The 23,043-nt window shown below is 57.2% G+C and carries 24 protein-coding genes and 1 tRNA gene; 19 read left to right on the forward strand and 6 right to left on the reverse strand.

What is annotated here, in order from left to right; translation table 11 throughout:
• Positions 1 to 20 precede the first annotated feature (20 nt).
• From V9G17_13780 to V9G17_13805, 6 genes are all read right to left on the reverse strand, one after another.
• Positions 21 to 728, reverse strand: coding sequence for a 2-oxoacid:acceptor oxidoreductase family protein (locus V9G17_13780; protein MEI2753667.1), 708 nt, complete (start codon positions 726 to 728; stop codon positions 21 to 23).
• 17 nt (positions 729 to 745) lie between these two features.
• Positions 746 to 1,648, reverse strand: coding sequence for a thiamine pyrophosphate-dependent enzyme (locus V9G17_13785; protein MEI2753668.1), 903 nt, complete (start codon positions 1,646 to 1,648; stop codon positions 746 to 748).
• A gap of 69 nt (positions 1,649 to 1,717) precedes the next feature.
• Positions 1,718 to 2,929, reverse strand: a complete 1,212-nt coding sequence (locus tag V9G17_13790; protein ID MEI2753669.1) for a transketolase C-terminal domain-containing protein — start codon at positions 2,927 to 2,929, stop codon at positions 1,718 to 1,720.
• A 42-nt stretch (positions 2,930 to 2,971) separates the two neighbouring features.
• A complete protein-coding gene (locus V9G17_13795; GenBank protein ID MEI2753670.1) occupies positions 2,972 to 3,607 on the reverse strand; it encodes a carbon monoxide dehydrogenase beta subunit family protein in 636 nt (211 codons plus the stop codon).
• A 352-nt stretch (positions 3,608 to 3,959) separates the two neighbouring features.
• Positions 3,960 to 4,247, reverse strand: a complete 288-nt coding sequence (locus V9G17_13800; GenBank protein MEI2753671.1) for a YciI family protein — start codon at positions 4,245 to 4,247, stop codon at positions 3,960 to 3,962.
• Positions 4,248 to 4,269: 22 nt separating this feature from the next.
• Positions 4,270 to 4,683, reverse strand: a complete 414-nt coding sequence (locus V9G17_13805) for a DUF2203 domain-containing protein (GenBank protein MEI2753672.1) — start codon at positions 4,681 to 4,683, stop codon at positions 4,270 to 4,272.
• 505 nt (positions 4,684 to 5,188) lie between these two features.
• Here V9G17_13805 and rho point away from each other — a divergent pair.
• The 19 genes from rho to V9G17_13900 all read left to right on the forward strand — a co-directional run bounded on the left by rho (position 5,189) and on the right by V9G17_13900 (position 23,010).
• Positions 5,189 to 6,436, forward strand: coding sequence for a transcription termination factor Rho (rho, locus tag V9G17_13810; protein ID MEI2753673.1), 1,248 nt, complete (start codon positions 5,189 to 5,191; stop codon positions 6,434 to 6,436).
• A gap of 99 nt (positions 6,437 to 6,535) precedes the next feature.
• On the forward strand, positions 6,536 to 6,742 hold the full coding sequence (gene rpmE / locus V9G17_13815) for a 50S ribosomal protein L31 (GenBank protein ID MEI2753674.1): 207 nt from the start codon (positions 6,536 to 6,538) through the stop codon (positions 6,740 to 6,742).
• Between the two features lie 95 nt (positions 6,743 to 6,837).
• A complete protein-coding gene (gene prfA / locus V9G17_13820; GenBank protein ID MEI2753675.1) occupies positions 6,838 to 7,920 on the forward strand; it encodes a peptide chain release factor 1 in 1,083 nt (360 codons plus the stop codon).
• Entirely contained in the window at positions 7,917 to 8,834 is a 918-nt protein-coding gene (prmC, locus tag V9G17_13825; GenBank protein ID MEI2753676.1) for a peptide chain release factor N(5)-glutamine methyltransferase, read from the forward strand. The genes prfA and prmC overlap by 4 nt, the downstream gene beginning before the upstream one ends.
• A gap of 52 nt (positions 8,835 to 8,886) precedes the next feature.
• A complete protein-coding gene (murA, locus tag V9G17_13830; protein ID MEI2753677.1) occupies positions 8,887 to 10,143 on the forward strand; it encodes a UDP-N-acetylglucosamine 1-carboxyvinyltransferase in 1,257 nt (418 codons plus the stop codon).
• Positions 10,144 to 10,145: 2 nt separating this feature from the next.
• Positions 10,146 to 10,841, forward strand: coding sequence for an ATP phosphoribosyltransferase (hisG, locus tag V9G17_13835; protein ID MEI2753678.1), 696 nt, complete (start codon positions 10,146 to 10,148; stop codon positions 10,839 to 10,841).
• Between the two features lie 58 nt (positions 10,842 to 10,899).
• Positions 10,900 to 12,183 carry a histidinol dehydrogenase gene (hisD, locus tag V9G17_13840; GenBank protein MEI2753679.1) on the forward strand — a complete coding sequence of 428 codons (1,284 nt, stop codon included), beginning with the start codon at positions 10,900 to 10,902 and terminating at the stop codon, positions 12,181 to 12,183.
• On the forward strand, positions 12,180 to 12,785 hold the full coding sequence (hisB, locus tag V9G17_13845; GenBank protein ID MEI2753680.1) for an imidazoleglycerol-phosphate dehydratase HisB: 606 nt from the start codon (positions 12,180 to 12,182) through the stop codon (positions 12,783 to 12,785). Before hisD ends, hisB begins: the two co-directional genes overlap by 4 nt.
• Before the next feature lie 86 nt (positions 12,786 to 12,871).
• Positions 12,872 to 13,480 carry an imidazole glycerol phosphate synthase subunit HisH gene (hisH, locus tag V9G17_13850; GenBank protein ID MEI2753681.1) on the forward strand — a complete coding sequence of 203 codons (609 nt, stop codon included), beginning with the start codon at positions 12,872 to 12,874 and terminating at the stop codon, positions 13,478 to 13,480.
• Between the two features lie 26 nt (positions 13,481 to 13,506).
• The gene (locus V9G17_13855; GenBank protein ID MEI2753682.1) at positions 13,507 to 14,211 is read left to right on the forward strand and encodes a hypothetical protein; all 705 of its coding nucleotides are present in this window, start codon (positions 13,507 to 13,509) and stop codon (positions 14,209 to 14,211) included.
• Positions 14,150 to 14,959: a 1-(5-phosphoribosyl)-5-[(5-phosphoribosylamino)methylideneamino]imidazole-4-carboxamide isomerase gene (gene hisA / locus V9G17_13860; GenBank protein ID MEI2753683.1), complete on the forward strand. Its 810-nt coding sequence runs from the start codon at positions 14,150 to 14,152 to the stop codon at positions 14,957 to 14,959. The genes V9G17_13855 and hisA overlap by 62 nt, the downstream gene beginning before the upstream one ends.
• 73 nt (positions 14,960 to 15,032) lie before the next feature.
• Positions 15,033 to 15,803 (forward strand): imidazole glycerol phosphate synthase subunit HisF, encoded by a 771-nt coding sequence (gene hisF, locus V9G17_13865; GenBank protein MEI2753684.1) that lies wholly within the window; start codon positions 15,033 to 15,035, stop codon positions 15,801 to 15,803.
• A gap of 15 nt (positions 15,804 to 15,818) precedes the next feature.
• Complete coding sequence (hisIE, locus tag V9G17_13870) at positions 15,819 to 16,502, forward strand: bifunctional phosphoribosyl-AMP cyclohydrolase/phosphoribosyl-ATP diphosphatase HisIE (protein MEI2753685.1); 684 nt, start codon at positions 15,819 to 15,821, stop codon at positions 16,500 to 16,502.
• Entirely contained in the window at positions 16,495 to 16,839 is a 345-nt protein-coding gene (locus tag V9G17_13875; protein MEI2753686.1) for a histidine triad nucleotide-binding protein, read from the forward strand. The genes hisIE and V9G17_13875 overlap by 8 nt, the downstream gene beginning before the upstream one ends.
• Positions 16,840 to 16,912: 73 nt before the next feature.
• Positions 16,913 to 18,814, forward strand: coding sequence for a DNA primase (gene dnaG, locus V9G17_13880; protein MEI2753687.1), 1,902 nt, complete (start codon positions 16,913 to 16,915; stop codon positions 18,812 to 18,814).
• 2 nt (positions 18,815 to 18,816) lie between these two features.
• Positions 18,817 to 20,622 carry an RNA polymerase sigma factor RpoD gene (rpoD, locus tag V9G17_13885; GenBank protein ID MEI2753688.1) on the forward strand — a complete coding sequence of 602 codons (1,806 nt, stop codon included), beginning with the start codon at positions 18,817 to 18,819 and terminating at the stop codon, positions 20,620 to 20,622.
• Positions 20,623 to 20,835: 213 nt separating this feature from the next.
• Positions 20,836 to 20,912 (forward strand) — tRNA-Ile (locus V9G17_13890).
• A gap of 77 nt (positions 20,913 to 20,989) precedes the next feature.
• On the forward strand, positions 20,990 to 21,760 hold the full coding sequence (locus V9G17_13895; protein MEI2753689.1) for a C4-type zinc ribbon domain-containing protein: 771 nt from the start codon (positions 20,990 to 20,992) through the stop codon (positions 21,758 to 21,760).
• A gap of 359 nt (positions 21,761 to 22,119) precedes the next feature.
• Positions 22,120 to 23,010 carry a M48 family metallopeptidase gene (locus V9G17_13900; GenBank protein MEI2753690.1) on the forward strand — a complete coding sequence of 297 codons (891 nt, stop codon included), beginning with the start codon at positions 22,120 to 22,122 and terminating at the stop codon, positions 23,008 to 23,010.
• Positions 23,011 to 23,043: the final 33 nt, after the last annotated feature.

A 23,043-nucleotide genomic window follows, 5' to 3' on the forward strand; every position in this document is an offset into this window, starting at 1 on the left:
ACGTGGTTCCTTCTCTCTCGTTAAGCCGCAACGGCAGGATTGCCAACCCGCAACTCGACTTTGTTCTTCTCAGCCCATTCGCTGGCGATTTCGTAGGCTCGTTTGACCGTTGCCAGGTTCTTCGCCAACAGCATTTCCTTCTTGGCGAATTTCTTCTTGATTGCTTCGTCCAAGGAGGCTGTTCCGCCGGATGCCACAAATTTCTTGCCGAAACGTTCCTGCAAGGCCCCGTCGAGCGCTTCCATGGAGACGCATTTGGTAATGCCTGCGACCGAACCGATCATCGACATATTGGTCGAGAGCTCGGTGCCGGCAACCTCGATGGCGAGTTCGGTTCCTGCAATGTAGAACAAGGATACGTTCAGGTCCTTAAGGCGATTGATGTCCTCTTCAGACAGGAGGGGCTGGGCCGAGTTGATGATGACGACTCCCCCCTCTTTGACACCGGAGTAGAAGGGCATGGTGTAGCTCTTGCCCATCGTGATGACCTGAGGATGGAACACTTCGATCACATCGGGAAACACCAGTTCTCCACGGTCATAGATCCGTTCAATCCCGATTCGGCAATAGCTTTCTGCTGGAGCCATGCGCTTCTCAGCGCCGAAAAACGGATTTGAAATGGAGAACTTTCCGTCACGGTTGGCGGCCATGGCCATGACATGGGCAGCCGTCACGGCGCCCTGCCCACCCAACCCGGACATGCGGATGTTCAGTCTTTTCTTGATCATGAGCGACCTCCGATTCCTTAAGCTTTTCCCGCCAACTGTTTTGCGGCGGCTTTGCGTTCCTTGTCCTTAGCGGCCAGTTCAGCCAGGAACTGCTTCGCCGGTTCGCTGACATACTCTTTATAGGCAAACCGCTCAGTTGGCTTTTCAGAGTCACGCATTTCCTGGAGGCCTTCCATGCTGTTCTTGCCGATTTCAAGGATGCACGGCGTATACAGCTGGATATAGGTAGGCCCGATCTCACGTGCAATGAGGACGGAATTCCGAATCACTTTTTCCACCAGTGACGGTTTGCTCACGGTGCAGTTGACCACGTAGTGACAGCCGGACTCCCGAGCAATTTCAGGCAACCGGACTTTATCAAACAGCTTTCCGACCGGCGCCATCTTGGCAACGAAGCCTTTCTGCATCAGACCGCTCTCCTGGCCTCCGGTATTGGCATACAGCTCGTTGTCAAAGCAGATGGTCGTGAACTTTTCTTGGCGGAACCAGGCTTGCAAGGTCATATCGAGGCCGATATCGACCGTCGCGCCGTCGCCGGCCAAGACAACTACGTCTTTGACGCGGTCGGGAAATCTCACGCTCAGGGCTCGCTTCAGGCCGGATGCAATAGCGTTTTGGTTGCCAAAGAGCGAGTGGATGTTGTGCACTGCCACCATGGGGAACACAAGGCTGGTGCACCCTGTGGAACCAACCATGACCGTGTCCTCGGGGTTCGGGAGTGACGCTAGGATATAGCGGAAGGCCATTGATTCCGGGCAGCCTGCGCACAAGGAGTGCTGCTCGATCAACTCTTTAGAAGTTCCGATATCCTTCCAGCCACGGTCTTCCTTCCCATAGGTCGCGCTTTGCACGAGATCCTGATAGTCCGATGGCATGATGTCATATAGGTCCGGCGAAATCTTGATTCGCTCTTTGCTCATGTATGCCTCCTCAAGGCTTGTCTGTCACGAAATGATGGCTCAATGGACGGTTTCACAACTCAGCTACTATCAGCTCCCTCTTCCAGCGAGTGACTCGGAGCGCAAGCCGAGAGCCGTCTTGATCTCTGAGGCGATGATTTCTGGCGGCATCGTCATTCCGCCACACACATGCGGGCCGGCATGAACACGTTCGCTGTTAGGAATGGTGGCTTTGATTTCCTTCGCCAGCCAGCCGGTTACGTTAAACTCCGGCACAAAGATGTGTTTCGCATTCTTGGTGGCCTCTCGAATTTCCTCTCCGGGCCAAGGACGGAGTGACTTGACCTTCACGAGTCCGCAACGTACGCCTTCATCCTCGAGCAGGCGGATAGCTTCCCGCCCTTGCGAGACGGCAGTGCCTGACGCAACAATCACCACGTCAGCATCGGTATTTTCGGTTTCAATCAGGCCGTTGATCCACTTAATCGTGTGTTTGCGCGATCGTTCTACTGCCGCCCAAACTTCTTGCTGCCACGAGGCGTGGGTGGCGTAGCTGATGTAGTTACTCTTCATGATGAACGGGTCACGCATCATCCGGACTGGCGGACATTCCATGTCCATGCAGGGCACGGGGGAACGGTAGGGATCATACGGTGGCAAGCACATATCAGCGGGAGTGAGATTGACGACGTCTTTTGTGTGGGTCACAAAGAAACCATCGCAGCACAGTGCCAACGGTAAATGCACTTCCGGCTCTTCTGACACGATGAAACCTTTGAGGATCCAATCGAAGAAGTCTTGAGCGGTTTCTGCATGCCACACGAGCATGCCCGTGTTCAGCAGGTAGGAAATCTCAATGGTATCGGGCTGAATCGATAACGGGGAGTTGATGCCGCGACACGTGACGATCATTTGGATCGGTAGGCGCGCTCCCGCCCACATTGGGAAATTCTCCATCGCGCGCATGGTGCCAGGTCCTGCCGTCGTGGTGAACACCCGAGCGCCACCAAAAGCGGCACCAGCACATTGGGACATCACGGCAAACTCGCTCTCGCCACGGAAATAGTCTCCGATGTAGCCTTCCGCAAACAACTCACCGATGAGGGCGGCTGCCTCGCTCTGTGGTGTGATGGGATAGGCGATCATCACATCGCAGCTCGCACGCCGTAAGGCTTCTTTAATGACCTCGCTCCCGGTATAAAAAGACGGGTTGCGCGGGGCTTCGTTCATCATCTTCCAGGCATCTGTATATGTCTGGCCTTTTTTATTTTGCGTCCCGATGTGGGATTTTGTTTCCGCCATGGACTCGGCCTCCTTTTAATCGTTAGAAGTGCTTGAAGCCACTTAGTTTGACGCGCTGGACTTTGTTGTGGTCAGCCGTGGCTTGACCGTGCCTTTGAGCTTTTTAATCCACTCGCCTAGCTTGAGGATTTTTTCCACGGAGGCATCTCTAAAGGAGAGCATGGCATCTTCATGTCCGGCCTGGGCGCACATCGCGACGGTGTAGCAGGACGTCCCGCCACGGATGATCTTCAGCGACAAATTCGCTTGGTGGCAGTGCACGCCGATGAACATGCAGCAGTCGATCTTGTTATGCCAGATGGTCAAGTTCGGATGGTTGGGATTGATTTCTACTTCAGGATTGATCTTGGGATACTTCGGGCGATAGTCCGGCATCGGGATCAGCATCGGTTTCTGCCCGGGCTGAACACACTCCTTCAAAGTTTCATATAGTTTCCTGACGGCGGCGGCCTTCTTTGCCGCTTTTTCGTTCCAGGCCCACAACACTAAGGGGCCAGGGAAAATAGTGGGTACCTGTGCCATCAGAAACTGGCGTGCCGCTTCTTCGTAGGCTTTTTCTTCAGGAACGATCACGCCGTTAATATGTGCCTCTCCTGGATTGGGGAGATAAATCCCCATGGAGGCGGCTGCCGGTGGCAGGAAGTGCTCTGGTCCTGGTAACACGCGATACTGAGTCATTCGAACCTGCTCTCTTTTTGGGGTTAACAACTTTGGAGAAGGGATACCCTCGGTTAAAGCGTGGGGTCAAGTCACTCTAAGCTTTCTCGCCGTTTCTCCGCAACACAGCAGAAGGCCCACAGTGGGGAAATTTAGGGCCAGCGCAGGAGCAGGCGGTTAGGCCTTTTGAACTACAGCGCTCCCGCTTCTCAAACAGCGCTAAGTGCGGATTATAGGTGGCGATCTTTTGTGTTGTCAATCTGAAGGAGTGTGGAGGAGCCGCTTCAGCGCTCAGCGAACTCGGGTGTCTAGAATGAGGAAGTGGCCACGATCCATTGGCAAGGTGGAGGGTTGTGGGTGCACAGGGTTCTGATTACGTGGGAGGTTGTGAGGTCGGAAGCACTTGCAGGAAGGGGTGAACTTCTACGCGTTCAAAAATGCCGTGTATCGTATAAGGGTCTTCTTGGGCGATTCGTTTCGCGTCCTCGAGCGAGTCCGCTTCGATAATGATAAGGCTGCCAGCCTGGTCGGTGAACGGGCCGGCGAGGACCACTTTCCCCGCGCGGTGCAGCGGCTCCAGTCCGGCGAGGTGGGCGGCACGATGAATCTTGCGTCTTGCTTGGCCGTCTGGCCCATCGAACCCAAGGATGACGAATGTCATAGCTGTCTCAGGATCCTCTTGTTTATACGGCAGTTTCATCGAGGGGGTGACGATCTTTGTATCCACAGGACGTCTCGTGCCACCACCGAATTTGATCTTCACCGAACTTCCAGCACAGGTGGACGACGCGACCGTCGAGTTCATAGGGGAAGTCGCACAGTCCAAGGTCGACATCCTTAATAACCACGCCGAGTTCGTGAATCGCCTGCAGGCTACCACTGATTTCATGGAGCGCTCGAATGTAGAGCGCTCCTACGGGGCTTCCGCCGCCTGACGCTGCCTGAGCGCTAGCTTTACTCACTTCCTCCTTCGTGCTCGCGATCACGGTTTTCGCCCGACGTACGGCGGCAAATCGCTGATTGAGTTGAGGGAGGAGTTCGTTGGCTTCGGCCAGTGTAAATATGCGATCCGGTGTGTCGTTGTCTGATTTGGCCATGAATATGTCTCCGCGCGATCTTTAGCATATCACTCCATGGCCTGCAACCGAGACTGCAATCCATGATGGAGTGTATAACGTGACGGTTGAGTGACGGCCGAAGCGTGGTGGGATTAGATTATGGGGCGAGGGAGAAGGCATATTGTGGTTTGAAGAACGACGGATCAGACGTTAATGTATTGACAATGTTCCGGCTCGGCGCTAGAATCGGTTCAACTTCGCGATTCGTAGAAATAGTTTTACCTTCTGTGCATCAGCTCCCGAGACCCATCTCAAACGTAAATTCCCAAGAGTAGTGAAGCAGCGGGTTACTCTCATTTCCGCAAAATCTAAATCGGCAATACCTTCATCGAACCATCCTGCCGTAGGCAACCAGCAGGTCGACACCTAGACAATCACTTCCGTGAATTCGTTCATGACCACTCAATTGTTTTTCTCATTTTGGGGAGCTGTCGGGTTGAGAGCCCGATAGGGAAGAGGTATGACACAGGTTAAAGGGGAAGTTATGCATCTCGCGGAACTCAAGCAGAAGTCGATCGCCGACTTAAATGAGGTGGCGCGGGATCTGAAGATTGAGGGCGCGGCGAATCTGCGTAAGCAGGAACTCATTTTCGCCATTCTGCAAGCGCAGACGGAGAAGAATGGCGTAGTGTTTGGCGAAGGAGTGCTGGAGACCTTGCCGGATGGGTTTGGATTCCTGCGCGCGCCTGACTCGAACTATCTCCCGGGGCCAGACGATATCTACATCTCCCCCTCACAAATTCGCCGCTTCAACCTGAGGACGGGCGATATTGTGTCGGGGCAAATACGTCCGCCCAAGGAGAGCGAGCGCTACTTTGCCTTACTCAAGGTGGAAAAGGTCAATTATGAAGACCCGGAAGTCGCGCGCGACAAGATCCTCTTCGACAACCTGACGCCGCTGTATCCTGAGGAACGGCTCAATCTCGAGTTTGATCGCGAAGAGTACTGCACCCGCGTGATGGATCTCACGACTCCCATTGGGAAAGGGCAGCGCGGACTGATTGTTGCCGCACCCCGCACCGGCAAAACGATGCTGCTGCAGGCGATCGCCCGCGCGATTCTAAAGAACCATAAGGAAGTCACGCTCATCGTCTTGTTGATCGATGAGCGACCGGAGGAAGTGACCGATTGGCAGCGCCAGGTGAAAGCCGAGGTGATCAGTTCCACATTCGACGAACCGGCGCAGCGTCACGCGCAGGTGGCGGAAATGGTGCTGGAGAAGGCAAAGCGGCTGGTTGAGCATAAGAAGGATGTCGTGATCCTGCTCGATAGCATCACCCGCTTGGCCAGGGCCTACAATACGATTGCGCCTCCCAGCGGGAAGGTGCTCTCGGGCGGATTGGATTCCAATGCCTTGCAGCGTCCAAAACGATTCTTCGGCGCCGCCCGAAACATTGAAAATGGTGGCAGTCTGACGATCATGGCGACCGCGCTGATCGATACCGGCAGCCGTATGGACGACGTGATCTTCGAAGAATTCAAGGGAACTGGTAACATGGAAGTGCACTTGGATCGTCGTCTGGCCGACAAGCGGTTGTTCCCGGCGATCGATATCAGTCAGTCCGGAACCCGCAAGGAAGAGTTGCTGGTCGACCGCGACCGCCTGAACAAGATGTGGATTCTGCGCAAGGTCCTGAGCCCATTAGGCACCATGGAAGCCATGGAGTTCTTAATGGACAAGATCGGCGGGACCAAAACGAACCAGGAATTTTTGCAATCGATGAATCGTTAGGCTGCCGCTTGCCAGTGCGGGCCACTCCAGTGTAAAGTCGTGCACCCTGGCGAGTAGGACCGGGCGAGTCAACGAATCAAGGGTAGTAGAGGAGCACGTATGCAAAAGGGAATTCATCCAGTCTACCGTGAAGCGACTGTGCATTGTGCTTGCGGGAACACGTTCAAAACACGATCCACCATTGGCAACATCAAGGTCGACATCTGTGCCGGGTGCCATCCCTTCTTTACGGGAACGCAGAAAATCGTCGATACCGAAGGGCGTGTCGAACGGTTCAAGAAGAAGTACGCCAAAAAAGATAAGTAGGCCTCAGTCAGGACATCATGGAGACCCTGCTTCCTTTTGGGGCAGGGTCTCTTGTTTTTTGGCGTCATGCGGGCTACGGCCGGAATGGGCGGGACATGGAAGATGGGCTGATCAAGAAGTGGGAAGGCATGGCTGCGCGCTTCCAAGAGTTGACCAATCAACTCATGGATCCGTCTGTGCTCAATCAGCCGGGCATGATCCACAAGCTGAACAAGGAACGGACAGAACTGGAGGCGCCGGCAACCCAATTTGTTGCGTACTGTGAGGCGAAGAAGCAGCTGGACGAGGCCTCGGCCCTGCTGCAGGACGCCTCGACCGGGGCGGACATGAAGCAGTTGTTCGCGGAGGAGAGCGCCCATCTGAAGCAGCAGGTGCTGGATCTCGAAGAGCAGGCCAAGGATTTTCTCACCCCGAAGGATCCGCGCGACGAGAAAAATATGTTTCTCGAAATTCGGGCTGGAACGGGTGGGGATGAGGCGGCCCTGTTTGCCGGAGATCTGTTCCGAATGTATCTCAAGTATGCCGAGCGCAATCGGCTCAAGTTGGAAGTCGTAGATGCGTCCGAGACCGGGATCGGTGGCTACCGGGAAGTAATTGCGTTGCTCGAAGGGAAGGGCGCATATGGTCGGCTCCGGTATGAGAGTGGAGTGCATCGCGTCCAGCGAGTGCCCACTACGGAAGCGAGCGGGAGAATTCATACCTCGACCGTGACCGTAGCGGTGATGCCGGAGGTGGACGAGGTAGAGGTGCATATCGATCCGAAGGATTTGCGTATCGACACATTTTGTTCGTCAGGTGCGGGCGGGCAGAGTGTCAATACGACCTATTCGGCGGTCCGCATCACCCACATTCCAACCGGCGTGGTCGTGAGCTGTCAGGATGAGCGGTCTCAGCTCAAGAATCGAACCAAAGCCATGCGGAATTTGCGGGCGCGCATTGTCGAAGCTGAGCGCGAAAAGCAGGATGCGGAGATCGCACAAACTCGGAAATCGCAGGTGGGAACGGGTGATCGGAGTGAAAAGATCCGCACGTACAATTTTCCCCAAAACCGTGTGACGGATCATCGCGTTGGCCTAACGGTGCATAAGCTCGATCAAGTTTTGGCTGGGGATCTGGAAGAAATTGTTCAGGCGTTACGCGCACATTATGAACATCTCGCCTCCCTGGAAGCCAAATGAGTGTGCACCCGTTCGACCTGGCCGCCTCGTCGGTCGGGACCATCCGCTCATTATTGGTTGAGGCTCAAGGGAGCCTTCGGGCGGCCGGTATCGAGCAGCCGGGATTGGAGGCGGCCTGGCTGTTGGAGTATGTGCTGCAGCTGCCGCCGCTCATGCAGCGGGTGAATGCCGAACGTCAGGTGTCTGACGTAGACTATGCGCGTGTGCAGGCGCTGGTTGCGCGGCGCGCCAATCGGGAGCCGCTCCAGTACGTACTTGGCACGCAGGAGTTTTGCGGGCGAGAATTCCGTGTTACCTCATCTGTCCTCATTCCGCGTCCGGAGAGTGTGTTGTTGGTTCAAGAGACGATCCGTCGGTGCGGGCAGAATCTGACCGCCATAGTGGTGGATGTTGGGACCGGGTCCGGCTGTCTGGCGGTGTCCGTGGCGTCGGCCCTACCGGAGACGCGAGTGTTGGCTATCGATGTCTCGGCCGAGGCATTGACTGTGGCGCGGGCGAATATGGAGCAGCATGGGTTGGGTACCCGAATTGAATGTGTGCAGGGAAATCTCCTGGCACCGTTGGCCGAACGTGGGTTGGTGGGGCAGGTCGACGTGGTTCTTTCAAATCCCCCGTATATCGCAGAGCTCGATCTGGCGATGCTTCAGCCGGAAGTTCGGTGCTTCGAGCCGCGTATGGCGTTGGCCGGTGGACCTGATGGAATGGATGTCCACCGTCGCCTTATCCAGCAAGCGCCGACGTATTTGAAGGCCGGGGGTATGTTGCTGATGGAAGTGGGCCTTGGCCAGGCAGCGACCGTCTGTCGCGAGGCCGAGAACAGCGGATGGTTTCGCATCGATGGTGTTCTGCGGGACGAGGGTGGTATCGATCGCGTCGTCTGTCTCGAGAAAATGGCGGCAGGGCCGAGTTTGTAGCGTGGGTCAGTCGTAGGCAATCGGCATCGGGTAGGTCGTCTTCCTCATTCGTATGGACCAAATCATTATCCAGGGTGGCAGGCCGTTACACGGCGAAGTCCGCATCAGCGGGGCGAAGAATGCCGCGTTGCCTATTCTCGCGTCGACCATTCTAGGCGGCGGCGAATGTGTGCTGTCGAATATGCCTCGGGTCGTCGATGTGCTGACGATGGGGAAGTTGCTCGGCATGCTGGGAATCTCGGTCGCAGAGGAGGCGGATCATACGATTGTGCAGGCCCAGACGATTGCCTCCACAGAAGCGCCGTATGATCTTGTTCGCACTATGCGCGCCTCCGTGCTGGTGCTGGGCCCGCTTGTGGCTCGGTTGGGCGAGGCGAAGGTGTCGCTTCCAGGCGGGTGTGCGATCGGGTCTCGACCGGTCAACTTCCATCTGGCGGGTCTGGAAAAAATGGGCGCGACCGTCGAAATCGAGCACGGCTATATCAAGGCGTCCGCACGTCGCCTGAAAGGGGCCCGTATTTACTTCGACACGCCCAGCGTGACCGGTACGGAGAATCTGATGATGGCCGCCGTTCTGGCTGAGGGGACGACGGTGCTCGAAAACGCGGCGAAGGAGCCTGAAATTACCGATCTCGCCGCCTTTCTCGTCAAACGTGGGGCGCGCATCGCTGGGGCGGGCACGGACATGATTACGATCGAGGGAGTGAGCGCGCTGCACGGTGCGGATCACGCCGTGATTCCCGATCGAATTGAGGCGGGCACCTACCTCGTTGCCGGAGCCATTACCGGCGGCGATGTGCTGGTCGATCGGTGTCGCCCTGAACACATGGAACCGTTGTTGGTGAAATTGCGGGAGAGCGGCGTGGAGCTCTGCGTGGAAAAAGAGCGGATCCACCTCAAGGTCGCCGGGCGCTTGAAGGGGACGAACGTCCGCACGAGCCCACATCCTGGCTTCCCCACTGATATGCAGGCGCAGTTTGTTGCGCTTATGTCGGTGGCTGAAGGAACCAGTGTCGTCACAGAAACGATTTTCGAGAGCCGGTTCATGCATGTCGAGGAGTTGCGCCGCATGGGCGCGGATATTCGCGTCGAAGGAAACCGGGTGGTCATTACGGGAAAAGAACGGCTCACAGGTGCGCCGGTGATGGCCTCGGATCTTCGCGCTAGTGCCGGGTTGATTGTGGCGGGGCTTGCCGCCGAGGGTACGACAGAAGTCTCGCGAGTCTACCACCTTGATCGAGGCTATGAGCGTCTCGAAGAGAAGTTCACGGCGTTGGGCGCCAGCGTCGAGCGAAGAAAGGGGAAGTGACCGTGGGGGCGACGAAATCGCACAGTCAAAAGTCTCAGGGCCTGACCATTGCGCTGTCCAAGGGCAAGTTGCTGGGGCCCGTCCTGCACCTCTTGAAGCAGGCCGGCTACCATAGTCCCGGTCTGTCGACAGAAAGCCGGAAGTTGGTGTTTGCCTGCTCCTCCAACGATGCCACGTTCCTGATCGTCAGGCCGACCGATGTGCCCACCTATGTCGAGCATGGGGCGGCCGATGTCGGGGTGGTGGGGAAAGACGTATTGCTGGAGCAAGGCAGCGACGTCTATGAGCCGTTGGATTTGAAGGTCGGAGCGTGTAGAATCTCGGTCGCCGCGCTGCAGGGGCAGCCTTCGCCGGACCGATGGTCCTCGAAGATTCGTGTGGCGACGAAGTACCCCAATGTGACCGAACGCTATTTCAACCAGCGTGGGGTGCCGGTCGAGTTGGTGAAGTTGTACGGGTCGATTGAACTCGCCCCAATTGTCGGATTAGCCGATCGAATCGTTGATTTAGTCGAAACAGGCAGTACTCTCAAGGCGCATGATCTGGCGGAGGTTGAGGTGATTACGCACTCGACCGCCAGACTGATCGTGAATCGGGCCAGCCTTAAATTGAAGCATGCCCCGCTGAAGGTGTTGATCGAGCGGTTACGGGCTGCGGTGGCAGGAGACGATCTCGGCCGAGTCGCGTCGCGCCGGTAAGGATCTGATTCAGCGCGCTCGAGCCCGTGAGGCGGGGACGTAGCGCAGGACGGATGATATGACCATTCTGGCGAGTACTGATCGGGGATATGGCAAGGCCTTGCGGAAAGTCGTAACCCGCTCGCGCACGCAAGGCGCGAGCGTGGAGAAGAGCGTGCGCACGATTCTGAAGGCCGTGGAGCGGGGCGGGGATCGTGCGGTCCTGCGGTACACAAAAAAATTCGATCGACTGACACTGAAGGTCGATCAGATCCGTGTGACCTCCGAGGAGATCAAGGAGGCCTACTACCATATTCGTAAGGATGAGGGGGACTCCCTCCGATATGCCGCCGAACGTGTCCGACAATTTCATGAGCGGCAGCGCACGAAAACCTGGATGTACCAGGAACAGAACGCCACACTCGGCCAAATGGTCACGCCCCTTGATGCTGTCGGTGTGTATGTGCCGGGAGGGAAGGCTGTGTATCCCTCGTCGGTGCTGATGTGTGCTATCCCTGCTAAAGTGGCGGGTGTTCGGCGCATTGTCATGTGTACCCCGACCCCGAAAGGAGAGATCAACCCCTATCTGCTGGTGGCGGCGGATATCGCCGGGGTCGATGAAATTTACCGAGTGGGCGGCGTGCAGGCGGTCGGCGCGATGGCGTTCGGGACGAAGACCATCGCCAAGGTTGATAAAATTGTCGGGCCCGGGAATATTTTTGTCGCCACGGCTAAGCGGCTGCTCTATGGCACGGTCGGCATCGATATGGTGGCCGGTCCCAGTGAGTTACTCGTGGTGGCGGATGCGGATGCGAAGCCCGCACATGTGGCAGCGGATCTGTTGTGCGAGGCAGAGCATGACGAAGATGCGCAGGTGTATTTGGTCACCACCTCTCCCTCATTGGCCAAAGACGTAGTGCGGTTGATCCAGGTGCAATTGAAGGGCTTGCAGCGAGAAAAAATTGCGGCGAAGTCGATCGCACGACACTTTGTGGCCTTCGTCGTCCCCTCGATGGACGACGCCATTGAGGTGGCCAATGCGATTGCGCCCGAGCACTTGACCCTCTCGGTTGATCGGCCATTCGACTATTTGGAGCAAGTCCGGCATGCCGGAGCCTTGTTCCTGGGCCGCTATACCCCGCCTGCGGTCGCGGATTACGTCGCTGGTCCGAATCACGTACTGCCGACCGGGGCGACGGCCCGCTTTTTTTCACCGTTGTCGGTTAACGACTACGTGAAGGTCAGCAACATTGTGCATTACACCAAGGAAGAGTTGACACAAGCCAAGGACCATATCGTCCGACTGGCGCATATCGAGGGCTTCGATGCGCACGCCAAATCAGCCGAAAGCAGGTTCGCATGAAAAAGAACGGTGTCCCCAGGCAGGCCTCGCTTCACCGTGCCACGAAGGAAACGGATATCCGTGTCGCATGGAATCTGGATGGCGCCGGGCGGGGGAAGGTCGACACTTCCATTCGGTTCTTTGACCATATGCTGGATCTCCTCGCCAAACACGGCTTCTTCGACCTGACGGTCCAGGCCAAGGGCGATGTCGACATCGACGAGCACCACACGGTGGAAGATGTCGGGATTGTCATGGGAAAGGCCCTGCATCAGGCGTTGGGCGAAAAGGCGGGGATCAAGCGATTCGGATTTGCCTCGGTTCCACTGGATGAAACCCTTGCTCAGGTGACGGTTGATCTGAGCGGACGTCCGTACCTGGTGTATAACGTGAATTTGCCGGACCGAAAGATCAAGACATTCGATCTTGGCCTGTTCGAAGATTTTTTTCAGGCCTTTGTGACCCATGGTGGACTGAATCTGCATGTGAATCTTCAGTATGGACGCAATCCGCACCACATCATGGAAGCCATCTTCAAGGCATTGGCACGGGCTTTGGATCAGGCCACCATGCCGGAAGTGCGTCTGTCAGGGGGCGTCCTGTCCACGAAGGGGAGCCTCTAAGTCAAACCCGTGGCGCAAGAGAGGCAGATGTCATCGTCTTGCCTGGTGTCCGCCACGTCCTCACGGGTCGTTTCCGAACGCGAAACATGATTGCCATTATTGATTACGGCATGGGTAATTTACGCAGTGTCTCCAAGGCCTTTGAGGCGATGGGACATCAGGCCGTAGTCACGCGTGAGGCTCGCGTCATTGCTGACGCCAGCCATGTGGTGTTGCCTGGTGTGGGGGCCTTTGGTGATTGCATGGCGAATCTGGAACGGTATGAATTGATTGCGCCGATTCACTCCGCCGTGCAATCCGGAAAACCCTTTCTGGGCATTTGCCTGGGACTGCAATTGTTGTTCACGGAAAGTGAAGAATTCGGTGTGCATAAAGGTCTTGGCATCATCCCCGGTCGGGTGAAGAAGTTTACGCTGGATTCGTCGCTAAAGGTGCCGCATATGGGGTGGAATGACATTCACATCGTGCGGTCCGCTCCGCCCTTTGCCGGGATTGCCAACGGAAGTTATTGTTATTTTGTGCATTCATACTACGTTGAGCCGGTCGAGTCTTCGGTGGTCGCCACGGTGACGGAGTATGGGCGGCCGTTTGCGTCTGCCGTGTGGAAAGACAATGTCGTCGCATGCCAGTTCCATCCTGAGAAAAGCCAGGCAGTCGGGCTTCAAGTGATCAAGAATTTCGGGGCCTGGACGTGAGGTACTCATCTTCTCGGATGCTCGTGATGTCGATCGTAGTGCTGCTGCTCATGGGCTGCAGTGGGATGAAAATCACGGCCAAGTCCTCGCCGCAGGTGGGCAAGTATCAGGTCCGTACCATCGCCCTTATTCCGTTTGAAACGATGGCGACGCCGCAAGCGATCGAGGCGTCCGGTCCCGCGTTTTCCGTCCCGTCCGCTGTACGACGGTCCGACATGACTGTCGGGGTTCCTCCAACGACCGATCAATCTGTTCGCCAAACTCATCGTGTGCCGGCCTTCGCAGGTGAGAAAGTCACCGATCTGATGTGGGAAAAACTCAAGGCCCGATCCGGGCTGCACCTACTCTCTCCCAACGAATCGGCAAGGGTAGGGTGGGAAATCTCCGGGGTGACTGCGACAGAAGCGATACCTCCTCACAAGATTGCTCAACGACTCGGGGCCGATGCGGCACTTAGCGGCAAGGTGCTTGTCTATCAGGAACGTGTCGGCGGCCGGCTTGGCGCGGACCCACCCGCGACCGTTGGATTCGAGGTGAAACTGGTGGCGCCCGACGGGATGGTGCTATGGGAGGGCAATTACTATGAAAAGCAGCGGCCGATGACGGAAGATTTGTTAGGCTTCATCCAGCGCTATGGCGCGTTTGTCACGGCCGAGGAGTTGGCCGCCTATGGAGCGGAGGAATTGGCGGAGGCGTTTCCATACGGTGGTGCAGCAGGCGGGGAAAAATGAACGGATTGCGACAGGTGGTGTCATGCGTGTGATTCCGGCGATTGATCTCAAGGACGGCCGCTGTGTGCGATTGCGACAGGGAGATATGGCCGCTGAAACGGTGTATTCAGAGGACGTGCCTTCGGTGGCTCGACGCTGGCAGCAGCAAGGCGCCGATTTGATTCATGTGGTCGATCTGAACGGGGCCGTCGATGGAGAGCCGAAGAACCTCCCCCAGATCGAAGCGGTCATGAAGACGGTCAGTGTAAAGGTACAGGTGGGGGGCGGGATCAGGACCATTGAGACCGTGCGGCGATATCTCCATGCGGGCGTGGCGCGTGTGGTGCTGGGGACGGCTGCCCTCACGGATCGAAAGTTCCTGGCGCAGGCCTGTCAGGAGTTTCCTCGGCGTATTTTGTTGGGCCTTGATGCTCGAGACGGGAAGGTTGCGGTGAAGGGTTGGACGGCGGTGTCCGAGACCAAGGCCATCGAACTCCTCAAGGAACTCGCCGGTCTTGAGTTAGGCGCGGTCATTTACACCGATATCGCCCGGGATGGAATGCTGAATGGGCCGAACCTGACGGCGTTGGGGGAAGTCGTCGCATGCTCCTTGATTCCAGTCATTGCGTCCGGGGGCATCACGCGTGTGGAAGATCTGCAGGCGGTACAGGCCCTCGGTCCCCGTGTGGAAGGGGCTATCGTCGGCAAGGCTCTTTATGACGGCAAGTTGGACTACGCGGCAGCGGTGGCAGCCATCGGACAACGTTGAGGGCTTGCATGAGGCTGGAAGAAGAGAGGACGAGCTCGCGTCACGTGTCGCGGGTGACGGATCACGAACCCATATGTTGACCAAGCGCATCATCCCTTGTTTGGATGTGAAGGATGGTCGAGTCGTTAAAGGCGTGAGCTTCGTGAACTTGCGGGATGCCGGCGATCCGGTCGAGGTGGCGACCATCTATGATCGTGAGGGCGCCGACGAACTGTGTTTTCTCGACATCACCGCCTCGCACGAAAACCGCAAGACCATCATCGATGTCGTGGAACAGACTGCTGCCCGTGTGTTTATGCCGCTCACGGTCGGTGGTGGGGTGCGCACGCTGGATGACATTCGGACGTTGCTCAATGCCGGCGCCGACAAAGTAAGCATCAATACTACGGCGGTGCAACAGCCGGAGTTTGTTCGCGAAGCCGCACAGCGATTCGGAACGCAGTGCATCGTGGTGGCGATCGACGCGAAACATTCCGGACAGGCGGGTCGCTGGGAAGTGTTTACCCACGGCGGCCGAAAACCAACGGGCCTGGACGCGGTCGAGTGGGCGCAACGGATGGAAGGATACGGGGCCGGAGAGATTCTCCTGACCAGCATGGACCAGGATGGTCGCCAGAACGGGTATGATCTGGCATTGACCGCGGCCGTCTCGGAACGCCTGTCGATTCCGGTGATTGCCTCCGGCGGAGTGGGGAGTTTGGAACATTTCTACGATGGGCTGGTGAACGGGAAAGCGGATGCTGTCCTGGCCGCCTCGATCTTCCACTATCGAACCCATACCATTCAGGAAGCGAAGGCGTATTTGCGCGAGCGCGGGGTATCGGTGCGGCTTGGACCGGCGTAACTGGAGCAGGATGTGATGTCGAACGACAGTCGAGCGATGACCTTTGATGGACAAGGGTTGATTCCCGCCGTGATTCAAGATTGGCTGGATGGTTCGGTGTTGATGGTGGGGTATATGAATCAGGAGGCCATCACCAAGACGCTTCAGACGAAGTCTGTCCACTTTTGGAGTCGATCGCGTCGGAAATTGTGGGAGAAGGGCGAGACGTCGGGGCATTTTCTCAAGGTGAAGGATCTCTTTGTCGATTGTGATCGGGACACGATTCTCGTCAAGGCCGAGCCTGTTGGGCCAACGTGTCATACCGGTGAGCGCGCCTGTTTCTTCGTTCGGATGACGGAGGAGGGGCAGGCCGGTGAGGAGAAGACCCAGGATGCCGGCGGAGGGATCTTGGATCGGGTGTATCAGACCATTTTGTCCCGCAAGGCCAGTCCGCAGCCGGACTCGTATGTCTCAAAGTTGTTGCAGGGCGGCGCCGATCGGATTCTGAAGAAAGTGGCCGAAGAGGCCGGCGAGGTGATTATTGCCGCAAAGAATCAACAGCGGGAGGAAATCATCTACGAGACAGCCGATCTGCTCTTTCACACCCTGCTGGTTCTCGGGTATCACGATGTCACCCTGAACGAGGTGTACCGTGAGCTCGGAACCCGATTCGGCAAGTCCGGCATCCGGCCCTTGCCTGAAGGGGGACCGCGTGGATAACTGTATTTTTTGTCGCATTGTCGAAGGCGGTATTCCAGCAAAGATCGTGTATCAGGATGAGCAGGTGCTGGCATTTGAAGACGTCAACGCCCAGGCTCCTGTCCATATCCTGGTGATTCCCAAACGTCATGTGGCGGCTGTCCAGGACTGTCATGAAGGGGACCAGGCTCTCCTGGGGCATCTCCTGTTGACTTGTGCAAAGGTTGCGCGCATGAAGAATCTGACCGATTCCGGGTATCGGATCGTCACGAACACGGGGGCGGACAGCGGGCAGACCGTGTTTCATCTCCATGTCCATGTGCTTGGCGGGAGGCGCATGGCTTGGCCTCCGGGCTAATCTGCGCCTGTCCTCGATTGACACTCAGGCAGGCCGTTTGTTAGGGTGAACGGTCAACTTTCATTCTCGTCCAATGTCTTCCTGCCGGCTGCAACCGGTTGGATCCCTACGGGCACAAGCGAGGACCGCCGTGGGCCAAGGCCTGATTTCGGACGACGTCATTAACCAAATCAGAGACCGAGTGGACATCGCGGAGATCGTGGGTCAACACGTGGCCTTGACCCGAGCCGGGCAGAATCTCAAAGGTCTTTGCCCGTTCCATCAAGAAAAGTCTCCCTCCTTTACGGTCAGCTCTTCCCGACAGATTTTTCACTGCTTCGGCTGCGGAGCCGGTGGCAATGTGTATACGTTTCTCATGAAATTGACCGGGGCCGGGTTTCCTGAAATCGTCCGCGACCTGGGCCGAAAAGTGGGGGTAGATGTTCCAGAATCGGCCGGTGGATACTCCAGTGAAGCTCGCACGCAGCTCGGCCGCCTGGAGCGGCTCAATGCCGCCGCCGGGGCCTATTATCAGCGCATGTTGATGGAGCAGACCGCCGGGGCTTCTGCCCGTGCCTATCTCGATGGGCGTGGTATTCAGGCCAACACCATCCTGCAGTTTCAGATCGGCTATGCTACAGCGGAGTGGGACGGATTGACCAAGGCGATGCTGAAGGAAGGGTTCGCTCCCGCAGATCTGGTCGCGGCCGGCCTATCCATTCCGCGAGATCAGAGTGGGCAACAACAAGCGGCCGTATCAGGGCACTATGACCGGTTTCGCTCCCGAGTCATGTTTCCGATTCTCGATCTGCGTAAGCGGGTCGTCGCATTCGGCGGACGGATTCTCGGAGAGGGGATGCCCAAGTATTTAAACTCGCCCGAGACGCCGCTCTTCAAAAAAGGGCAGACCTTGTTCGCTCTGGAGGCCGCGCGTGAGGCGGCGGGGCAACAACACACGTTGATCATTGTTGAAGGGTATTTCGATGCGGTCGCGTTGCACCAGGCCGGCATCCGCCATGTGGCTGCCACTTTGGGAACCGCTCTGACCGCCGAACACATCACCATCATCAGGCGATTCGCCTCCCATGTGGTGCTGTTGTTCGACCCCGATCAAGCCGGGGTGCGAGCGGCACTGCGGACGTTGGATTTGTTCGTCAACAGTGGTCTGAGCGTGAAGGTCGTCTCGTTGCCCGAAGGCGAAGATCCGGACACCTATGTGAGGAAATACGGAGCCGATGGGTTTACCGCCCTGCATCAAACGGCTCCGAGTCTGTTGGATTTTGCCGTGGAGCACAGCCTGCGTACGGCCGAGTCCGGGACTGTGGAAGACCGAATTCGCGCCGTGGATGCGGTACTACGTATTCTGCAGAAAAGCGCCCATCCGATCGAACGGGAAGAACGGATTCGCCTGGTGGCGGAGCGGCTGGGGCTCAGCCAGCAACGGCTGATCGATCGCTATCCTACGCTTGCATCCGAAGATTCCCGCAGACCCTCTCCTCGGCCCATGACTCCGCCCGCTGTGGCGGTCTCGAAAGTGAGGGGCAATCCGGAGGAGCGTGATTTGGCGCATCTCTTAGTGCAGGGAAGTCTGTCGGCCGAGGATCTGCGTCGATTGTCTCCGGAGGCTTTTTCTGCGCCAGCCTATCGTCGACTGGTGGACTGTGCGATGCAGCATCTTGAGCCGGACGGGCGGGTGTCCGTCCGGGGTCTGCTGGATACCCTGATCAATGACGAGGACTGCGGCGCGTTGGTGTCAGAGCTGTCGATGCTGGAGCAGCATTATGATGATGTTCCGGCACATATTGCCGGATGTTTGGATACGCTGGAGCGGAGGGGCCGCGAGCGGACCATGGGTGTCCTGATTCAGGAATTGAGGGCCGCCGAACGGGAGCGGCGTGAAGCGGATGTGCACCGCCTGAACACATTGATTAACGAGATGCGGATTCGGAAGGCCGGCGTGATGCCGGTTGCGCTGACGTCTGCGGTGAAGGAGTAGGTATGCCGAAACAAGAATTACTCGGCGAGGTGAAGAAGCTTATTAATCTCGGCAAGGAGAAGGGCTTTCTCACGTACGACGATCTCAATAGCACGTTGCCGGCGGATGTCGTGTCGTCGGACCAGTTCAGTACGATCATGACGATGTTCGGCGAAATGGACATTGAGATTGTGGAGTCCGCCGACACTGAGCGCACCACGAAAGCTGCGGAAGGCGAAGAGGCCATCGAGGAAAGCGAAGAAGCCGAGGCGTCCGAGGAAAATGAAAAAGAGATCGACCTGACGCCTGGCGCCCTTAGCCGGACCGACGATCCCGTCAGGCTCTATCTGAAAGAAATGGGAAGCGTTGCACTGCTGAGTCGCGAGGGCGAGATTGAGATTGCCAAGCGGATCGAAGAGGGCAAGAAGGATATTGCCACGGTCGTGTATGGCTTGCCGATGACCTTGGAGTTCGTCTTGAATCTTCGGGAGCAGCTGAAGAACGGCAAAATTGATGTGCGCGAAATCGTGCCGGTGGTTGAGACGGAAGAAGATTTTGAGGAAGAGGCGGTTGAGAAGGACTATGAAGAGCTGCGGGTCAAAACACTCGAGTCCCTGAATGCGGTTCGTAAGGTCTCGGCTTCGCTGAAAGACTTGTACGATAAGGCGCGCCATGTCGGCGCCGATCCTGAAAAGCAGAAGAAGTTACGCAAGCAGATCGATACGGTGCGCGGCCAGGTTGTCGACAAGATGGAGTCGGTGAATCTGCACGGCGTGTTGAAAGATCGAATGACGCAGCGGGTTCGCGACCTCAATCTGTTGTTTCGCCAAGCAGAGCGGGAGGTCACGAGCTGTCAACGTCGGTTGGGCGTCGGTGGGGAGGCCGGGGCCGAGCTCTTGCGGCGGTTGTGCCGGACGCACAAGGATCTTCTCGCCGTCAAGCGGAGGGCCGGGCTCTCTGAAGAAGTGCTGCAGGACATCAAGAAGCACTATCAGGCAGCTAAGGGTCGGATTCGCCAGCTCGAAACGGAAGAGGCGCTGATTTCCGCCGAAGAAATTAAGGACGCGGTCAAACATCTCGACGTGGCCGAAGAAAAGGTGAAGCGAGGAAAGGCTGAGTTGGTCGAGGCCAACCTACGCTTGGTGGTCAGCATCGCCAAGAAATACACAAACCGGGGCTTGCAGTTCTTGGACTTGATTCAAGAGGGCAACATCGGCCTCATGAAAGCCGTCGACAAGTTCGAGTACAAGCGCGGGTACAAATTCAGCACCTACGCGACCTGGTGGATCAGGCAGGCAATCACTCGTGCGATTGCCGATCAGGCCCGCACCATCCGCATTCCGGTTCACATGATCGAAACGATCAATAAACTGATCCGCACCTCTCGGCATCTGGTGCAAAAGCTCGGTCGCGAACCGACGCCGGAAGAAATCGCCGAACGGATGGATTTGCCGCTCGATAAGGTACGAAAGATCTTGAAAATTGCGCGTGAGCCGATTTCCCTCGAAACTCCGATCGGTGAAGAAGAAGACAGTCACCTGGGGGACTTCATCGAGGATAAGAAGGCTGTTTCGCCTTTGGAAGCGGCCATCCGATATGACTTGCAGCGCCAGATCAACGGCGCGCTGGAAACGCTGACCCCTCGAGAGGAAAAGGTTTTGCGCAAGCGGTTCGGTATCGGCGAGGCGACCGATCATACCCTTGAGGAAGTCGGCCAGGACTTCGAGGTCACGCGCGAACGTATTCGGCAAATCGAAGCGAAGGCCTTGCGCAAATTGCGACATCCGAGCCGCAGCAAGAAGTTGCGCAGTTTTGTGGAGAGTCTCTAACCGTACGCAGGAATGAGAGGCTCAACCTCTGTGCCGTAGGCCGCAAGCAACTTTTGTGGCAGATGAGTATCAGTGGTTTGACTCCGCCCGATCGGGAGCCTAGAATCGGGCGCGTTTGCACCGGGGGTAGGCCGTCTGTGTGTTCCTGATGAGCGGCTGGTCTGAGCCAGGCTCATCAAGCCGTCTGTGTCCAGGTTACTGGCTCGAAGGGCTGGGCCCATAGCTCAGGTGGTTAGAGCGGCTGACTCATAATCAGCTGGTCCTAGGTTCAAGTCCTAGTGGGCCCACCAGCCTGAGTGCTGCACCATGAATTCCGCGCGAGTGGCGTCCAGTCGACGCTGGTATCGCAGAACCCACAAGGAGCCCGTTGAACCCACAGCTGTCCCCCCTTATTGCGCTGCAGAAACTCGATCTTCGGATAGCCGACCTCAAGGAGCAACGGCGAAAAGTCCCCGAGCGTCTTGAGGAATATGAATCGCCGCTTCGTGAGGCGAAACGGGTGTTCCAGGAGGCGTCGGCATCGACCGAAGTACTCATCAAGGAGCGTCGCAGCCACGAGAAGGATCTCGAGGCACATGAAGACCGCATCGGTAAGATGAAAGACCGTGCCGCCCAGTTAAAAACCAATCAGGAATATCAGGCGCATCTCTTCGAGGTGGAACTGGCCAACAAGAAGCGGGGCGAGATCGAAGAGAAAATTCTGTTGGCGATGGAACAGATCGAACAAACCCAACGGACTATGACCGACGCACAGGCCAAGCTAAAGGAGTCCGAAGCCCTCTTCACGAAAGAGAAGGCCAAGCTCGACGAGAAGGACCGGGGACTCGCCACCGAGCTCGCCGAATTAGAGGGCAAGCAGACGCACGTGGCCGGACAGGTGGACAAGTCCCTCCTGGCTCGATACAACAAGCTGAAAACTACACGGAAAGAGCAAGCGCTGGCGCGCATCAAGGACGGCATTTGTATCGGGTGTCGGCTCCAACTGCCGCCTCAGCTGGTGTCTCAGGTCAAGCGCGGAGAAGAGGTGCACACCTGCCCCTATTGTTACCGGATGTTGTATTGGGAAGGCGAGCCGGGCGCTGAGGCGAAGGGGGGCGCAGCTCAGGACCAGAACCTGGAAGTCGGGGAATCGTTTTAAGCTTTACGCAGGGTTCGCCACGTCGTCATGAAAGGCATCGAAGAGACGGTGGCTCGCCGGTTTCGTGTCCGTTCTTGATCACCCTCTGCCGGCCAGTTCTTCGGCTGGTGTTCTCCCTTAGAAATAACGTGCTGTCCCAGCCCTGACTCACGGCCGGGCCTGACACCAGGTCAGCCGTATATGCTGCGGCGACCACCGGCTGCCCGAAACCATCTCGCTCCCAGAATTATCGATTGTGCTGCGACCGAGTGATGAAAGTCGCCGACGGCAGGCACTCGGTGAAACTCCCATGTAGCAACTGGCTGAGCGGCGCGGTACTCTAGCGGAGCTTACCCGACAGGTTCATTTGTGGAGGCGTGATGAAGATTCAATGGAAGATGGTCAGGAAACGGACGTCTACGGTGCGGCTGAACGTGCTGTGGCTGGCAGGCGCGGTGGTCTCGATGCTGGTGACGACGGGCTGCCAAACCAATCCCTACACGGGGCGCTGGCAGCTGATGATGATGCCGATGTCTCAGGAAACGCAGATGGGTGCTCAGGCGTATGCCGAAGTGAAGCAAGATCCGAACATGAGGCCGTCGACCGACCCCCGAGAAATTGAGCCGGTCAAACGGGTGGCGGCGCGGGTGATCGAGGCGGCGAAGCGATCCAAATACAGCGAGATGGCGAATCAATTTGAGTGGGAAGTGACGGTCATCAAGGATGATAAGACGATGAACGCCTTTGCGCTGCCGGGCGGTAAGATCGCTGTGTATACCGGCATTTTTCCGGTGGCCAAGACGGAAGCCGGACTTGCTGCCGTGATGGGGCATGAGGTGGTGCATGCCTTGGCGCGGCATGGCGGAGAGCGCATGAGTCAAAATACCTTGGCGCAGACCACACTTCAGGCGATCGGAATCGCGCTCGGCGTGAGTGGCGCCAATCCGGTAGTCTCACAAGGTGCGATGGCGGCATTGGGTGTTGGGGCGCAAGTCGGAGTGTTGCTCCCGTTCAGCCGGAAACATGAGTCCGAGGCCGACTATGTCGGGGTGTTGCTCGCAGCGGATGCCGGGTACGATCCACGGGAATCGATTCAGCTGTGGACGCGAATGGGCGAACTGTCCGGCGGCAAATCGTCGTCGGAATTCATGTCGACCCACCCCAGCCATGAAACCAGAATCGAGCAGCTCGAAGAATGGATGGCTGAAGCGATGCCGATCTACGAGTCAAAACCGCCTGCACCGAATAGTGCGCTACCCCAGCTGCACTGAATGGTCGATGTGAGGCAATGAGGGGCTTGAGGT

Source organism: Nitrospira sp., from assembly GCA_037045225.1.
Classification (GTDB): Bacteria; Nitrospirota; Nitrospiria; order Nitrospirales; family Nitrospiraceae; genus Nitrospira_A.

Coding starts and splice junctions, on each gene's coding strand:
- hisA (MEI2753683.1), top strand. CDS start 14,150: ATGGAGCGGAGGAATTGGCGGAGGCGTTTCCATACGGTGGTGCAGCAG.
- hisH (MEI2753681.1), top strand. CDS start 12,872: ATGATTGCCATTATTGATTACGGCATGGGTAATTTACGCAGTGTCTCC.
- prfA (MEI2753675.1), top strand. CDS start 6,838: ATGGAAGATGGGCTGATCAAGAAGTGGGAAGGCATGGCTGCGCGCTTC.
- rho (MEI2753673.1), top strand. CDS start 5,189: ATGCATCTCGCGGAACTCAAGCAGAAGTCGATCGCCGACTTAAATGAG.
- murA (MEI2753677.1), top strand. CDS start 8,887: ATGGACCAAATCATTATCCAGGGTGGCAGGCCGTTACACGGCGAAGTC.
- V9G17_13780 (MEI2753667.1), bottom strand. CDS start 728: ATGATCAAGAAAAGACTGAACATCCGCATGTCCGGGTTGGGTGGGCAG.
- dnaG (MEI2753687.1), top strand. CDS start 16,913: ATGTCTTCCTGCCGGCTGCAACCGGTTGGATCCCTACGGGCACAAGCG.
- V9G17_13805 (MEI2753672.1), bottom strand. CDS start 4,683: ATGGCCAAATCAGACAACGACACACCGGATCGCATATTTACACTGGCC.
- V9G17_13800 (MEI2753671.1), bottom strand. CDS start 4,247: ATGACATTCGTCATCCTTGGGTTCGATGGGCCAGACGGCCAAGCAAGA.
- hisF (MEI2753684.1), top strand. CDS start 15,033: ATGTTGACCAAGCGCATCATCCCTTGTTTGGATGTGAAGGATGGTCGA.
- prmC (MEI2753676.1), top strand. CDS start 7,917: ATGAGTGTGCACCCGTTCGACCTGGCCGCCTCGTCGGTCGGGACCATC.
- hisD (MEI2753679.1), top strand. CDS start 10,900: ATGACCATTCTGGCGAGTACTGATCGGGGATATGGCAAGGCCTTGCGG.
- V9G17_13790 (MEI2753669.1), bottom strand. CDS start 2,929: ATGGCGGAAACAAAATCCCACATCGGGACGCAAAATAAAAAAGGCCAG.
- V9G17_13855 (MEI2753682.1), top strand. CDS start 13,507: ATGTCGATCGTAGTGCTGCTGCTCATGGGCTGCAGTGGGATGAAAATC.
- hisIE (MEI2753685.1), top strand. CDS start 15,819: ATGTCGAACGACAGTCGAGCGATGACCTTTGATGGACAAGGGTTGATT.
- rpmE (MEI2753674.1), top strand. CDS start 6,536: ATGCAAAAGGGAATTCATCCAGTCTACCGTGAAGCGACTGTGCATTGT.
- V9G17_13900 (MEI2753690.1), top strand. CDS start 22,120: ATGAAGATTCAATGGAAGATGGTCAGGAAACGGACGTCTACGGTGCGG.
- hisB (MEI2753680.1), top strand. CDS start 12,180: ATGAAAAAGAACGGTGTCCCCAGGCAGGCCTCGCTTCACCGTGCCACG.
- V9G17_13785 (MEI2753668.1), bottom strand. CDS start 1,648: ATGAGCAAAGAGCGAATCAAGATTTCGCCGGACCTATATGACATCATG.
- V9G17_13795 (MEI2753670.1), bottom strand. CDS start 3,607: ATGACTCAGTATCGCGTGTTACCAGGACCAGAGCACTTCCTGCCACCG.
- rpoD (MEI2753688.1), top strand. CDS start 18,817: ATGCCGAAACAAGAATTACTCGGCGAGGTGAAGAAGCTTATTAATCTC.